This is a genomic window from Bacillus sp. 522_BSPC, assembly GCF_001076885.1.
Lineage (GTDB): Bacteria > Bacillota > Bacilli > Bacillales > Cytobacillaceae > Niallia > Niallia hominis.
Genome location: NZ_JVDT01000143.1, coordinates 41,773 through 56,450, shown reverse-complemented (window position 1 = coordinate 56,450; position 14,678 = coordinate 41,773). Strand labels below are relative to the sequence as shown.

Below are 14,678 nucleotides of genomic sequence, written 5' to 3'. Positions count from 1 at the left end.
AAATTAGAGATTGTTCGTCTTTAAAGATTAGTTATTTAGTTTTGGCCCAGCCTCTTGTTAATTAAATTTCTCAAGTCCATTTAGCAACTACTCCTGGCATCCAGGGGCTACTCCTAAACTGCTGCCCTCTGCATTTCTTTTTAAAAATCAATCATAGCTCCTCTTTCATCAAAAACGGAACTCGGATTCCAAGCTACTTCCCAAAGATTATTTTCTGGATCTGCAAAATAAGAGGTTCTGCCGCCCCAAAAAGCATCACTTGGCTCTCTAAGAATTTTCCCGCCTGCCATTCTCACCTTTTCCATAACACTATCTACTTCCTCTGCTGCATTTACATTGATTGCAAAAGTAACTCCCCTAAAGCCTTCGATCGGACTTTGAAGCTCCACCCCAGCATCCTTCGCCAATTCCTCTAAAGGAAACAATGTTAAGAAAACACCAGCGGTCTTAAAAACAGCATATTCATCTGAGCTAGCTTCCGTTTCCTCCCATCCTAGAAGTTGATAAAACTTACGCAATTCTGGTAATCTCAAAGCTCCTAATGTTAGCAATGAAACCCTCTGTGGAACCATACAAATCCCCACCTTCTTCCTATTTTTTATTTATAAGTTCGCTGGTTCTGCAAGATTTTCCTTTAAAAATATTTCGCTATTAAAACAGGCTTCTTATTACTAAACAGAGCGAAAATCATCCCAATAAAGAAGAATAGAAGACTGCTGACTAAGCCAATCTCTATTTTCCTTGCTCTATTTCAAAGTATACGGAGAATTTCGTGCCCTTCTCGCTTGTCTGAACATTTATTCTTGCCATATGACGTTCTGCTATTCGATAACATACTGCAAGTCCCAGTCCTGTACCATTGTCCTTGGTTGTAAAAAAAGGCGTTCCTAGCTTCTTTAATATTTCCTCATCAATCCCATTACCGCTATCGATAATTTCCAACACAAAATGCTTTCCTTTACAGAATGTTCTTATTGTAAGAATTCCTTCTGTCTCCATTGCCTCTAATCCATTTAATGCAAGGTTAAGTAAAAGCTGCCGTATTTCTTTCTCATCCAAATAGAGTTCTGGACAAACTCCTAATTGAAGATTAACCTTTTTTCCTGTCAATAAGGCCTCTGCATTAATTAATGGATATATGATTTCAATAATTCTATTTAACGAATATCGCCTCTTATCACTCGTCTTGTTTTTAGCTAACGTAAGGAATTCCTTGATTATCTTATTAGCTCGATCCAATTCATCAATCATTAATTCCATATGTTCTAATGACAGATTAGATGGATTAGATTTTCCAATTTGTAAAAATCCATGAACTGTTGTCATTGGATTTCTAATTTCATGTGCGATGCCCGCGGCCATTTCTCCGACTAGATTTAATTGATCTAGCCTTGCCATTTCTTTTTCTAAAGCCAATCTTTCTGTTATATCATTTAATACAATTAATACACAATTATTATTCTTAATTGTTATTATTTCGGTGGATAATAACCCCTGCTTTTGTTCTCCATTCTTTATCGTGAAAATGACTCTTTGATTTTTTAAAGGGAAATGCCAATCTTCCTCATGAAAGTTCTCTTCTATTCCATTTACATCTTTGAAAATCTTCCAATGATAGCCGTCTTGCTTTAGCTCCTCCATCGTATAACCTGTACTCTTTACCCAATTTTTATTTACAGCAATAAATGCAGGCTCTTCCATGGAGCGTATTGCCATCAAGCATGGACTTGCTTCAAATATTTGCCGAAAACGTCCTTCCGAAAGCATTAGATCATCTGTTACCTTCGATTTTTCTTCACGTTCTCTATGTAGCTTATGATTCATGGATAGCAGTTCTAGCGTCCTTTCTTCCACGGCATGTTCTAGTTGATCCACTTGTTGCTTTCTTAAGCGTTCTACCTCTTTTCTTTCGGAAATATCACGAATCGTACACACAAATAGTTGGTAATCTTCAACCATTGCGTCCCCAATATATAGATCAACAGGAAAAACAATATTATTCTTTCGCTTAGCTTTTGCCTCTATCATTCTACCAATAAAATTTGGAACTAACATATCAAAGGTAATAGGTGTCTCTATAGAAACCTCTGATTCAATCGAATGTAAAAGCACTTCAATAGAAGAACCGATTAAATCTTCTTCTACATAGCCAAACATTCTTCTTACACTTGGATTTACACTAATAATTGTTCCTTCTTCATCAAAAGTAACAATCGTATCCTGCAATGCTTTCTGTAAGATTGAAGAAAAGACTGCATTTTTAGTTAAATCCATTTTGGTTATTCTTAGTTCCTTATTCATTTTGTCCAATTCAGATGTTGTTTGCCAGTTCATCTCATGGAGGCTTTTCGTATGGCTTTCATAGATTTGAACAAACTGAGCCACTTTGCTTTTCAACGCTTCTGGATTAAATGGCTTTACAATATAATCAATGGCACCTACTTGATATCCTTGCATAATATGTTGCATATCTTGACTGATAGCGGTAATAAAAATAATAGGTATATGACGGGACTTTTTTCGTTCTTTAATCAATTTTGCTGTTTCAAACCCATTTAGCCCTGGCATTTGGACATCTAACAAAATAACGGCAAAATCATATGTCAAAATGAATTTTAAAGCTTCTTCCCCTGATTTTGCAAAAACTAAATGATACTGAGAATTGTTTAACACTGCTTCTAACGCTAAGAGGTTTTCTTGTAAGTCATCTACCATTAAAATATAGATTGGTTCCGATACTGAAGCAGATAGATTTTTCTTTTGTTCTATAGATTGAGCCGAATATTGCATAATTATATTTGAGCCTCCTATCTATTAACAAGCCATTTACTAACATTACTTGAATATCAGTATCGTCCTTCTATTCTTTATAAAGCCAAACTTGAATTAGCGAATATAACTGTTCCAAATTTACTGGTTTACTAATATAATCAGATGCACCTGCTTCTATACATTGTTCTCGATTATGTTTCATCGCTTTTGCAGTTATTGCAATAATGGGCAATGTTTTAAAATCCTCCTTTTTTCTTATGATGGAAATAGCTTCTAAGCCGCTCATTTCAGGCATCATAATATCCATTAATACAAGATCAACGTCTGGATTTGCTTCTAAAAGACTTATGCCATCCCTGCCATTTTCCGCATAAAGGATATCAATATTGTACTCTTCCAATGCAGCATGGATGGAAAAAATATTACGGATATCATCATCTATAATTAATACCTTTTTCCCTTTCAGATTAGCATTCTCATTAGAATGGATTATATCGATCACTTCTTCTTTGGCTGCAGCAGTCTGTTGGTAGCTCTCTTCCTTTAGCAATCTCTCATTAAGTAATACCGCATCCTTCTGTTTTTGGCCCATTGTAGGTAAATAGATAGAAAAAGAACTTCCCATCCCTTCCATACTGATTGCCTCCAATCTACCTCCTAGCAAATGAGTAATTTCCTTACAGATTGACAACCCCAGACCTGTCCCCCCATATCTTCTGCTAATTGTTCCATCAGCCTGCTTAAAAGGCTCAAAGATTATATCCATTTTCTCCTTTGGAATTCCAATCCCAGTATCCTTTACGGTGAAGGATACTACGCCTTCATTAGCATTAGCTAACTTAGTAGAATTTTCCAATCGAATAGACAATTCTACCCTTCCCTTTTCCGTAAATTTAAAAGCGTTTGACAATAAATTTTTTAATACTTGGTTCAGACGATGGGCATCTGTTTCAATAAAAGTGGGAACCTCTTTCGCCATTTTTATTGAAAAATCAAGTTTTTTCTTATTAGCAATAGGAGCAAATTGGTTTTTCAGACAACCTTGAATTTCCTCCATCTTTACTGGTTCTACTATTATTTCCATCATGCCTGTCTCAATTTTTTCTAAATCCAATATTTCATTGATCAATCTTAATAATTCATTTCCAGAAAAATAAATGGTCTGCAAATATTGAATTTGTTTCGCATTTAAATTTTCATTTTCTTTTTCCACTAACATTTGTGATAAAATTAGCATGCTATTTAAAGGGGTTCTAAGCTCATGAGACATATTTGCCAAAAACTCAGATTTATATTGGGAGCTATAGACTAACTGTTCCGCTTTTTCCTCTAACTCTTTCCCTATTTGCTCAAGGTCTGCATTTTTCTCCTCTGAAACTCGATATTGTGTCTGTAGCTCCTCATTAATCGCCATTAATTCCTGCTGTTGAGCCTGTAACTCTTCTGATTGACTTTGCAGCTCCTCTGTTAAACGTTGCTCATCCTCTAATAATCGCTTAACTTCCAGTCGATTGATAATCCCATGAATGGATATACCTAAATATTCCACCACCTCTTTAAGTAAGCGTTGTTGAACAGGTCTAAAATATTGTAAAGAGGCAAGTTCCACAATGGCTAATACTTTTCCTTCATAGGAGATCGGATGAATAAGAACTTGTTTTGGTTCTGCTTCTCCTGAACCAGATTTAATCTTTATGTATTCTTTCGGAATGTCTATTAAACTGATACTTTTATTTTCCTTCGCTGCTTGTCCTACTAATCCTTCTCCTAGCTGTATAATCGGGGACCTTCCTTGGTCATGGAAGGCATATTGAGCTATTTCTTCTAGATAGTGCGCTTGTTCCTGTTTATTTATTTGATAAAAGATTCCATATTGTGCTCCAACTACTGGTGTAATCTGACTAATAAAATAATCAGCAAGCGACTCCATTGTTTCTACCATTGAAAAACCTGTTGTAATTTCTGCCAAACGTGAATCTAACCAGCTTTTTTCTTCTGCTTTTGCCCTGCTTTCTATTTCATCTTTGGAATACTTTTCTAAAGTCGTTACCATTTCATTAAAAGCACGCGCAATTTCTCCTACTTCATCCTTTGAATCAATTTCTAATCGAGGAAATTTTATTCCCTTTTTATAAGAGACACCAGACATGACAGTTGTGACTTTATTTAAGTTTCTTGTTAACCCTCTTATTAAATAAATGGCAATAGCAATACTGCTAACAACTCCGACAATTATATAAATATATGTCATCACTACAACGATATCGTAGGTTTTCTTTGAACTTTCTAGATCATCTTGCATATCTTTAAGCTGTATCGAATATAAGGAGTTAGCAATTTCTAACAGCCTATTTTTTTCATCATTTTCTCTAATCCAAAAATCCGAATCCATTTTTTTGTCTTCTGCTTCCACTATTTGCTGACCCTTTTCTTCAAAGACATCATAGATGGTTGAAAACTGGACTAATAATTCCTGCGTTTCTTCTCTTTTGTCTTGATCTATCAAGAAATTATACGCTTTATTTATTTCCTTACGTGTTTCTTCCATTTGACTAATTGTTCTATCATTTAAATCTATAGACGATTGCGAGGACAATTCATAGATTTCTCTACTTAAGTTATTAATTTCATTTTTTAAAATATATGCAGCATCTATTCTTTCTGTCTTATCAGTAACAAGTACATGCATGTTGTCATTTTGCTGCCGAAGCATACCCATAAGTACAATAATTAGAATGGTAATTAAAACAAAGATAATTCCTAAACCAAAATAAAGCTTTGTACTAAATCTCATGTATCCTCCTATTAATCTACCAATTTAAATGAGCGCCATGTTTAAACTGGTCGGGATTTTTTTAAAAGTTATGAAAATAATACCATTATACAAAAATTATATGTTAAACGGGACAAGGATACAATATGATAATTGGATGAAACTTGAAGCCACTAGAAGAACGATCAAATGTTAGGAGCGCAGTAAAGTCTACTTCCTAGAATGGGGGCAGTGCTTCAAACAATATAACTGCCTGTCCAAAAAAGCATATAAAAAAAAACCCTAAACCATCTCATTTGGTTAGAGGTTCAAGAGCTTTTTATAGTAAATATGTCGTAATTCACCTGAATCTTTATAGGCATTATCTAATATTTCTTCTAAGATTGCATGGGAAACTTCAGGAGGAAGTGATTTTTGCTTTAAAAGGTTTCGAACCTCATATAAAAAGTCAATATACGCAATATAGTTATCATCATACTTCTCTTGCCATACTTCCTTCATTCTTTTAGCCAATTTTGGACTGGCACCATTCGTAGAAACACTTAAATGTAATCGCCCTTTTTTAAAGCTAGCTGGGATTTGACAATTTCCCTCTTCATAGGCAGATGCATCATTTACTAAGCTGATCGATTTAAGTCTTTGCGTGATACGGCGATTTTCTTCCACCTCATTTGTTGCAGCAATGGTTAGAAAAGCATGGGAAAAATCTTCTTCAACTGCTTTTCTTTGAATCAGCTTTATTTTCTCACCTTTTGAAAGCTCTTCTATTTCGCTGCATGCTTTAGGACTGATTACCGTCACCTTGGCTTCTTCCTCTAAAAGCATCATTACCTTTCGATAGGCAATCTTGCCGCCACCAACTACCACACAATGCCTATCTTTTAGCTCAACTAGTAATGAGATCATATTCATTACCTACCATCATTTCATCTATTCTCTCTTTTAATATCCCTGCTATTAATGGGTCATAGCCTAAATAAGGAGCGAGGACGTATTCTTTATCGATACTCTTTATTTTATTTATTGTTTTTTCCATCGATTTCATTAAAACTCCGGTAAACAAAAGATATGGAATAACTAACACATGGCGATAGGAAGATTGGTCAGCCATTTGAAGCGCTTCTTCAAAGCTAGGCTGTGCAGCAGTTAAATAGCAATCCTGTACAACAATTCGGTCTACTTCCGTTTCAATTAGGGAAGCGATTTTGCATAGATCCCGTTTTACATCTGGGTCACTGCTGCCACGCCCAACAAGAATAACAAGTACTTCCTCCTTTGTTTTCTTATAAATAGATGTACGTTTAATCTTATCTGCAACAATTTCAACCATTTGAGGATGAACACCGATTGGTTTGCCATATTTTATGTGAACATCGGGATATTCTATCGAAAGTTTTTCTAATATTTCCGGAATATCTTTTTTAGCATGTGCTGCCGTGAGAAGCAACACAGGGATGATATAAACAGTAGTGGCTCCTTTTTCAATACAATTTCGAAACCCCTCTTCTATGGAAGGCTCCGACAATTCTAAAAAGGAGTATTCTTGTATCCCTTTAAATTCATTGCTCTCCATACACTTCTTTACAAAGGAGATAGCCTGCTCACTGGCTTCCTTTACCCTGCTTCCATGACAGATATATAATATTGCCTCCACTATAAAACCACCTCTTTTGGCATGTCCTCTCCGAAGCTTTCTTCAAACCATTGGATTTTCTCTCGCATTTTTACTACCTCTCCAATGACAATCATACATGGATTTTCAATTTTCCCTTTTACCGCATCTTCTATCATATGCTGCAAATCCGTTACAATCGTCTTTTGCTTTAGAGTTGTCCCCCAATTTATTAAAGCTACAGGGGTTGTGCTATTTTTTCCAAAAGAGAGCAGCTTTGACTGAATAGATGGAAGATTTTTTACTCCCATATAGATAGCAAGGGTATCAATTTGCGAAAGTGCTTCCCATTTTATATGGTCTTCCTCCCCATTTTTCATATGCCCTGTTACAAAAGCAAAGGAGGATCCATAATTACGGTGCGTCACCGGAATACCTGCATAGCTTGGTGCAGCAATGCCTGCTGTAATTCCTGGCACAATTTCAAAGGGAATCTGATTTTTGGCTAATTCTTCCGCTTCTTCTCCTCCCCGTCCAAATACAAATGGATCTCCACCTTTTAGCCTTGTCACTGTCTTTCCTTTTTTGGCATGCTTAATTAGTGTTTGATTAATCAATTCCTGCTTCATAGCGTGGTGATGGGGAAGCTTGCCACAATAAATCAGTTCTGCCTTAGGTCTTGCATATTCTAATAACTCTCGATTTACTAAGCGATCATATAAGATAACATCTGCATTTTTGATACACTTTAGTCCTTTTACCGTTATTAAATCTGGATCTCCTGGTCCTGCGCCAACTAGATATACTTTCCCCATTTTATCCACCCTTCTCGTTGTTTCTCTTAGGTTAATGAAAAGAGGGGAAAGGAAATACCAATGAACGGATAGTTATCCCACAGACCACGCCCAGGTTTCTCCTTTTCCCTACATTAAGAGATGTAATATTCTTTTTCTTTTAAATATTGTACGATTTGTTCCACACACTCATCAATAGAATATTTTTCTGTATCCACTACTATTTCGGGATGAACGGGCTCCTCATATGGAGAACTAATCCCTGTAAAATCTTTAATGATGCCTTTCCTTGCCTTCTCGTACAAGCCTTTCGGATCCCTTGCTTCACAAGCCTCTAAAGAACACTTTATATATACTTCAATAAACTCGTTTTCTTCTAATAAAGCTCTAACCCTATCACGATCTTCACGAAATGGAGAAATGAAGGCAGTTAGTACTACATGCCCACTATCTACAAAAAGCTTACTTACTTCTCCAATCCTTCTGATGTTTTCTTTTCGATCCTCATCAGAAAATCCTAAGTCTTTATTAATTCCAAAACGAATATTGTCTCCATCTAGGACATAGCTATTTGTCTGATCGTCAAATAATCTTTTGGCGACAGCATTTGCAACCGTCGATTTTCCAGAGCCAGATAACCCTGTAAACCATAGGACATAGCTATGATGCTTATTTTTTTCTCTTCTATCCTTTTTTGTTACAGCATGATCATGCCATGTGATATTTGTACTTTGGCTCAAAACGTTCTCTCTCCTTTAAGAATGGATTTCTTGTTTTTGTAACCCTTTGATTAGCACTTCCACTACTTCTTTACGGCTAAATGTACTTGGTGGAATTTCTCCGTTTCTTAAAAGTTCACGAACCTTTGTACCAGATAAAATTTCATGATGTTCACTACCGTGTGGGCAAGTCTTTGTAGAAGCCATGTTTTCACATTTCTTACAATAGAAACTATGTTCAAAGAATAAAAGATTAATGCCTAGCTCATCTTGGGTAAATTGAGCAAAGATTCTTTGTGCATCATATGTTCCATAGTAGCTTCCAACTCCTGCATGATCACGACCTACAATAAAATGAGTACAGCCATAGTTCTTTCTTACCATCGCATGGAACACCGCTTCTCTTGGGCCTGCATAGCGCATAGCAGCTGGAAATACAGCTAAGAAAACACGATCTTCTGGATAGTAGTTTTTCAATAGGACTTGATAGCTTTCCATACGAACATCTGCGGGAATATCATCAGACTTTGTTTCTCCTACCAATGGGTTTAAAAATAGACCATCGACAATTTCAAGCGCTGATTTTTGAATATATTCATGAGCACGGTGAACTGGATTTCTTGTTTGGAACCCTACTACTGTCTTCCAGCCCTTTTCCGCAAACACAGCTCTTGTTTCTGCTGGATCTAAGTAAAAACTACTAAAATCTGTTTTATCTACTTTCTTTACTAGTTTAATTGGTCCGCCAAGATAAATATTTCCTCGGTCAAACATTTTCTTAACACCCGGATGTGCTAAATCATCTGTACGGTAAACAGATACTGCCTCTTTATCTTTATCTGGAATGTAAATATCCTCTACTGTCAGTACACCATACACTTCTCCTTGATATACTAATTTAACTGTATCGTGAAGATTAATAGATTCTGATTGTTCCTGTGAAATAGGTAATGTAATAGGAATACTCCACACTTCTCCAGTAGATAAGTGCATATTTTCCACAACTGCTTCATAATCTTTTTGTGATAGAAATCCGGTTAGCGGGCTATATGCTCCGTTTCCAATTAGCTCCAGATCACTAAGTGCAACCGTGTCAATTTCTAGTTCTACCTTTAGTTCAGATACATCATATTTAGGATCGTATAAATTAATTAATTTTCCACCGTGTGGTTGACTTAAAGCCATTTTTAGCACACCTTTCGTTTTTGATTGTTTTTTTAGGTATAAAAGTCCTTTTTCCAGTTCGTTCTATTAAATCCCGCCACCGTCTTCATAAATAGTGCTATTATCTTCTCGAATGGTTTTCATCAAGCTTATAATTCCAAGTGTTGCAATACAAACACTAAGAATTATAAGTACATTATAGATATCTGCTTTTATGAATACTTGAATTAGACTATAAGAAATAACTAATGATAAGACTGGCGAAACAATCCATACCTTAAATATTCTGAGCACTAATTTCTTTTTCAGCATTCCATATCCATTCTTTGATACTCCAATGCCAATAATTGCTGAACTTGTGACCTGTGTTAATGGCACTGGCAATCCAAATATAGAAGCAATCATAACAAGTGTTGCACCTGTTCCTGAAATGAGTCCTCCTTCAAGCTTGCTAAATTGGACAATTTTCTTCCCATTGGTCTGAAGTACTCTTCCGCCTAACAAAAAGGCTCCAATTGCAATGAAAAAACCACCTACAACTACTCCTGTTTGCATAGATATCATGTTTGCACCAACTAATGGTCCAATAGAGTTTGCGACATTGTTCATCCCTGCAGAGAAAGCTTCAAAGCAGCCAACGATAATGACGAAAATAGATAAATATTTTTCATTACTTGGATTACGTATCCATTCATTTTGACTTTCAAGCTTTCTTATATATTTTCCAGCCCCTAAAGCAATAAAAAAAGAAACGATAGGAACTAAAATCCAAAAAAAGACAATCCATAATATATTCGCAATATATAAGCTTTTAAAAGCTACACCTACTCCTACTACACTACCAACTGTAATTTCACTTGTCGAAAGGGGAATCCCCATTATATTCGCAATAAATAAGGAAAGAGCAGCTGATGATAATATGATTAAAACGATTTTGGCATCAAGGATATTGCTTGGAATTAACCCTTCCCCAACTGTTTTTACTACTTCACTTCCGCCAATAACTGCCCCCAGTAAGATTGCAACTGCACATATGAGCAAAGCTACTCTCTTTTTAGGAATAGCGCCTGATCCATATGCAACACCAAGACTTGCTGCTGCACCACTTGCGCCAATGTTCATTGCAAAAAACAATGACATAATACCTGCTAGAACAACGATCATACCCGTGTACCTCTACTCATTATTGTAAGTGTAACCCGCATTCTGTTTTTCCTTTTCCTGACCATCTTCCAGAACGTAAATCATCCATATTAATAGCTGCCTGTGTACATGTTCTGCAGCCAATGCTAGGATAGCCTTTATCATGAAGAATATTGTAATCTAAAGAATTCTTATGGGCGTATCTCCAAACATCCTTCCATGTCCAATGAATAAGTGGACAAACTTTAATTGACTTAAATTTATTATCTTTATTAAGATATTGTGTGTTTTTTCTTGTTTCCGACTGTTCTCTTCTAAGTCCAGATATCCAAGCAATCGGCTCAGATAATACTTCATTTAAAGGAATCACCTTCCTAATTTCACAGCACTTATTTGGATTAGATAGCCAAAGCTCCTCTCCATATTGAGCTGCCTGTTCCTCTAATGTAATAGCCGGCTTTTTCATTTCTATTTGCAAATCAGGATACCGTTTTTTCACTTTATCAATTAATTCGTAGGTTTCATCAAAATGTACATCTGTATCTAAAAAGACAATATGAGCATCTTTCTTTATTTTCGAGATTAAATCGATTAGCACAATCCCTTCAATTCCAAAGCTACAAGCATAAACAATATCATCTTTATACGTATCATAGGCCCACTTTAAAACCTCTAAAGCTCCCTTTGTCTCCGTTTCACTCGAAAAGTCAACAGGAGGATACGTATCAATTGTTTCATAGGTTAATAACTCACTCATAAACAATCCTCCATCCCTATTAGAAAAGCGTAAGCATCTGGTTATCTGCGTATAACCAACCATTATTTTCTTTAATCGACTATCCCGTTGATTAAATGCCACTTTATGCAAAAAGGCAGCTTTAACCACTTTCTCAGTTAAAGTTGCCTCTAGTTTGTCTAGTCAGCTTCTTTATAAAACGCCTAAATTATTTTCCTAAGCGTATTTTTTCATTTTTTTCAATTTGAATAATTTTCCCATCCTGTACCACTAACGTGACAGATCCAAATTGCATTGTTTTTAAAATTTCTTCTAATTGAGTCTTCACTTTGTCCAGCTGATTTGTTTCCCCCACCAACAAATCCCTCCTTAAAAAAGGTGAAATCCTTATTAACCATTTGCATAGCGCTTGCGCCAGACATTTATTGTACCGAAAACTCTTACCAAATGACTGCTTGGATTTATCCATGTAGAAATCATGCATAAAAGCTAAAAAAATCCTTCCATTCGGAAAGATAGCAGGTAATTATTCTTACCTTATCTTTCAAAATGGCTATCCATTTTGGTGGATTTGGCACCTTGCACTTTAGCAGGTTGCCGGACTTCTTTGGGCCAATTCCCTCAGTCACTCTTGATAAGCATCGTTATTTTCTAAATTTTATCATAATTGCTATTATTGTCAATAAGTTTTTCTAGTTGTTTAGTCGGAATTATATTTTTATTTCCTAGTATTTAAGGAGGAATAATTGTTATCATTATATAAAAAAACATTTTACTGGTGCATGACCGATAATAAAAAAAGAACCTTGTTGCAAAAATAAGGCTGGGACAAAACGAAATAACCAATCTGTAACAACTAACATCTCTAATTTATCTCTTAAATAAAGCTTCTACTTTCTCATGATGGTTATCTATGTTTTTAACTATAGTCACGTGTTAAAACTAAGTCGTTTTAAACCTTTGTCTGAAATAATAAATACGAACATTAATGCGAATTAATTATATTATAAGTCGTGTTTATTATTGATTGAAATGCTTATGTCCCAGCCTCATTTTCCGTTCCTTATTTTTTTCTTATCTTTAACAACGGCTTAGCTATGATTGGTGTAAGAATCCCTGATAGAATTGCTTCTGGTACACCATTTGTGCCAACTATCGCTAGTATCGCTGGCAGAAGATCTTCAACATTCACTCCTATTGCATTTGCATAGCTCTCTCTTACAAATAAGTAGACAAATCCTAACACAAGAATCGTATTGGTTAGTGAACCAATCACACCAGAAATACTCATCGCAATCGTTTCATTCATTCTATCCTTCAGCACTTTGTAAAATAACAGCCCTGCCACTACCCCAATCATCACTCTTGGAAAAACAGATATTAATGGGTTTGTAAAAATAATTGGTGCAAGGGGACTTGTTGGATAGGTGAACGCTCGAACGAACGTAATGACTCCCCAAACGCCTCCAATAATTGCACCATCTACTGGCCCTAACACGATAGCTGCAATAATAACTGTAACCTGAATAATCGTTAAACTCAGTATAGGAGTCGGAATATATCCTAATATCGGAACAATGGTTTGAATGATAATAATTGCGGTAAGCAGACCTAGTAGAACCAAACGAGTTGTTTTGTTTCTTTTTTTCATAGGCAAGTAGTTCTCCTTATTTAGAAAAAGCAGTTCGTTTGCTTTTCCTTCTTTTAATAAAATTCCTTTGTTATCATACTACAAACACTAGTTATTTTTCTATGATATAAGAAGGATTTTCTGCTTTTTCCTTTAGAATGAGATTAATTACTTGCTGTTATACATATGTCCCACCTTAAATGATGAGGACACTGAAAAAGTATAGTTTTTCCAAATTAAATTAGAATTAATTTATTTGAAAGCGAATATTAAGTTGGTTTGGAGAGGTGACCACTTGACTCCTATAGGAACAGCCAATGATTAATCATTATAGGGAAATGTCTCCTTTAATGTCTCAATAAAGGTAAGAACATTTTGTTTCTCCTTCATAATTGGTGCAAATAAATAGGATAGCCTTCTTGTAAAGCGAGTATTTATCACTGAAATAATACACAGATTCCCGTTGTTTACATCCCTTTCAATGACACTTTTTGATAAAAGCGATAAACCATTTCCATTAATCAGTGTCTCCTTGATGCCTTGATTACTACTAATGGTTAAGAAGGATTGGGCTCTTAAGCCATTGGAGCGAATGACATGATTTAAGTATTCTCTCGTCCCTGATCCAACCTCTCTTGTAATCCACGCTTGATCATGTAGTTCTGAAATCGAAATTTCTTCCCGGTGTGCTAAAGGGTGATTCATAGATGCGACAATATATAGCTCATCTTCCATAAAAGGAATAACCTGCAATTCCTTATCATTTGTCTGCCCTTCAATTAAACCAATGTCTACTTCATATAATCTTACTGCTTGGACAATTTCTTCTGTGTTTCCAATCGTTACTTGTATTTGCAATTCAGGATGCTGCTTTTGCAAATCAAGCAGTACGGAAGGCAAAATATATTCGCCAATCGTAAAACTTGCGCCTATTTTCAGTTCCCCTTTTATTGCATGATGGTGCTCCAAGATATGCTGTCTCGTCTGTTCATATAAGCGAATCATCTGAACGGCACAATCATATAGCATCTGGCCTGTTGGCGTTACTTTTAAATACTTTGGTGAGCGTTCCAATAATTTTGTCTGGAATTCTTTTTCAAGGTTTTTTATATGCAGACTAACACTAGGCTGACTCATAAGGAGCATTTCTGCTGTCTTTGTAAAATTCTTCACTTCAACAAGTGTCACAAATGTCTTTAACGCATCATATTGCATGTTTTTCCTCCATCTTAGCTTTCAGTTATTAGAATTACTAATAGTTGCAATTAATTATATGTATTTTACTCATTCTTTTATTTACAGTAAAGTACAATTAGAGTACGTGTAATACGAGGA

13 protein-coding genes and 1 riboswitch are annotated in these 14,678 nt (G+C 35.6%); all 13 genes read right to left on the bottom strand.

The window, feature by feature from the left end; genetic code table 11:
- Positions 1 to 140 precede the first annotated feature (140 nt).
- Positions 141 to 572 carry a VOC family protein gene (locus ADJ83_RS11435; RefSeq protein ID WP_031535096.1) on the bottom strand — a complete coding sequence of 144 codons (432 nt, stop codon included), beginning with the start codon at positions 570 to 572 and terminating at the stop codon, positions 141 to 143.
- A gap of 160 nt (positions 573 to 732) precedes the next feature.
- Complete coding sequence (locus ADJ83_RS11430; RefSeq protein WP_031535098.1) at positions 733 to 2,790, bottom strand: response regulator; 2,058 nt, start codon at positions 2,788 to 2,790, stop codon at positions 733 to 735.
- Between the two features lie 70 nt (positions 2,791 to 2,860).
- The gene (locus ADJ83_RS11425; RefSeq protein WP_031535100.1) at positions 2,861 to 5,566 is read right to left on the bottom strand and encodes an ATP-binding protein; all 2,706 of its coding nucleotides are present in this window, start codon (positions 5,564 to 5,566) and stop codon (positions 2,861 to 2,863) included.
- Between the two features lie 279 nt (positions 5,567 to 5,845).
- Complete coding sequence (locus ADJ83_RS11420; RefSeq protein ID WP_065429086.1) at positions 5,846 to 6,451, bottom strand: precorrin-2 dehydrogenase/sirohydrochlorin ferrochelatase family protein; 606 nt, start codon at positions 6,449 to 6,451, stop codon at positions 5,846 to 5,848.
- Positions 6,432 to 7,199 carry a sirohydrochlorin chelatase gene (locus ADJ83_RS11415; RefSeq protein ID WP_031535104.1) on the bottom strand — a complete coding sequence of 256 codons (768 nt, stop codon included), beginning with the start codon at positions 7,197 to 7,199 and terminating at the stop codon, positions 6,432 to 6,434. The genes ADJ83_RS11420 and ADJ83_RS11415 overlap by 20 nt, the downstream gene beginning before the upstream one ends.
- A complete protein-coding gene (gene cobA, locus ADJ83_RS11410) occupies positions 7,199 to 7,972 on the bottom strand; it encodes a uroporphyrinogen-III C-methyltransferase (RefSeq protein ID WP_031535105.1) in 774 nt (257 codons plus the stop codon). Before cobA ends, ADJ83_RS11415 begins: the two co-directional genes overlap by 1 nt.
- A 113-nt stretch (positions 7,973 to 8,085) precedes the next feature.
- On the bottom strand, positions 8,086 to 8,691 hold the full coding sequence (gene cysC / locus ADJ83_RS11405) for an adenylyl-sulfate kinase (RefSeq protein ID WP_031535108.1): 606 nt from the start codon (positions 8,689 to 8,691) through the stop codon (positions 8,086 to 8,088).
- A gap of 15 nt (positions 8,692 to 8,706) precedes the next feature.
- Complete coding sequence (gene sat / locus ADJ83_RS11400; RefSeq protein ID WP_031535110.1) at positions 8,707 to 9,855, bottom strand: sulfate adenylyltransferase; 1,149 nt, start codon at positions 9,853 to 9,855, stop codon at positions 8,707 to 8,709.
- 66 nt (positions 9,856 to 9,921) lie between these two features.
- Positions 9,922 to 10,998, bottom strand: a complete 1,077-nt coding sequence (locus ADJ83_RS11395; protein ID WP_031535111.1) for an inorganic phosphate transporter — start codon at positions 10,996 to 10,998, stop codon at positions 9,922 to 9,924.
- A gap of 19 nt (positions 10,999 to 11,017) precedes the next feature.
- Positions 11,018 to 11,734 (bottom strand): phosphoadenylyl-sulfate reductase, encoded by a 717-nt coding sequence (locus ADJ83_RS11390; protein ID WP_031535113.1) that lies wholly within the window; start codon positions 11,732 to 11,734, stop codon positions 11,018 to 11,020.
- A 187-nt stretch (positions 11,735 to 11,921) separates the two neighbouring features.
- Complete coding sequence (locus tag ADJ83_RS24880; RefSeq protein ID WP_268817803.1) at positions 11,922 to 12,050, bottom strand: YezD family protein; 129 nt, start codon at positions 12,048 to 12,050, stop codon at positions 11,922 to 11,924.
- 197 nt (positions 12,051 to 12,247) lie between these two features.
- A riboswitch (SAM riboswitch) is annotated at positions 12,248 to 12,354 on the bottom strand.
- 422 nt (positions 12,355 to 12,776) lie between these two features.
- Positions 12,777 to 13,364: an ECF transporter S component gene (locus ADJ83_RS11385; protein ID WP_031535115.1), complete on the bottom strand. Its 588-nt coding sequence runs from the start codon at positions 13,362 to 13,364 to the stop codon at positions 12,777 to 12,779.
- 300 nt (positions 13,365 to 13,664) lie between these two features.
- Entirely contained in the window at positions 13,665 to 14,558 is an 894-nt protein-coding gene (locus ADJ83_RS11380) for a LysR family transcriptional regulator (RefSeq protein ID WP_031535117.1), read from the bottom strand.
- Between the last annotated feature and the right edge of the window lie 120 nt (positions 14,559 to 14,678).

What these genes read in the sequence shown, in the direction of transcription:
- ADJ83_RS11425 (WP_031535100.1), bottom strand. Translation starts at nt 5,566, where the DNA reads ATGAGATTTAGTACAAAGCTTTATTTTGGTTTAGGAATTATCTTTGTT.
- ADJ83_RS11435 (WP_031535096.1), bottom strand. Translation starts at nt 572, where the DNA reads ATGGTTCCACAGAGGGTTTCATTGCTAACATTAGGAGCTTTGAGATTA.
- sat (WP_031535110.1), bottom strand. Translation starts at nt 9,855, where the DNA reads ATGGCTTTAAGTCAACCACACGGTGGAAAATTAATTAATTTATACGAT.
- ADJ83_RS11395 (WP_031535111.1), bottom strand. Translation starts at nt 10,998, where the DNA reads ATGATCGTTGTTCTAGCAGGTATTATGTCATTGTTTTTTGCAATGAAC.
- ADJ83_RS11380 (WP_031535117.1), bottom strand. Translation starts at nt 14,558, where the DNA reads ATGCAATATGATGCGTTAAAGACATTTGTGACACTTGTTGAAGTGAAG.
- ADJ83_RS11390 (WP_031535113.1), bottom strand. Translation starts at nt 11,734, where the DNA reads ATGAGTGAGTTATTAACCTATGAAACAATTGATACGTATCCTCCTGTT.
- cobA (WP_031535105.1), bottom strand. Translation starts at nt 7,972, where the DNA reads ATGGGGAAAGTATATCTAGTTGGCGCAGGACCAGGAGATCCAGATTTA.
- ADJ83_RS11420 (WP_065429086.1), bottom strand. Translation starts at nt 6,451, where the DNA reads ATGATCTCATTACTAGTTGAGCTAAAAGATAGGCATTGTGTGGTAGTT.
- ADJ83_RS11430 (WP_031535098.1), bottom strand. Translation starts at nt 2,790, where the DNA reads ATGCAATATTCGGCTCAATCTATAGAACAAAAGAAAAATCTATCTGCT.
- ADJ83_RS11385 (WP_031535115.1), bottom strand. Translation starts at nt 13,364, where the DNA reads ATGAAAAAAAGAAACAAAACAACTCGTTTGGTTCTACTAGGTCTGCTT.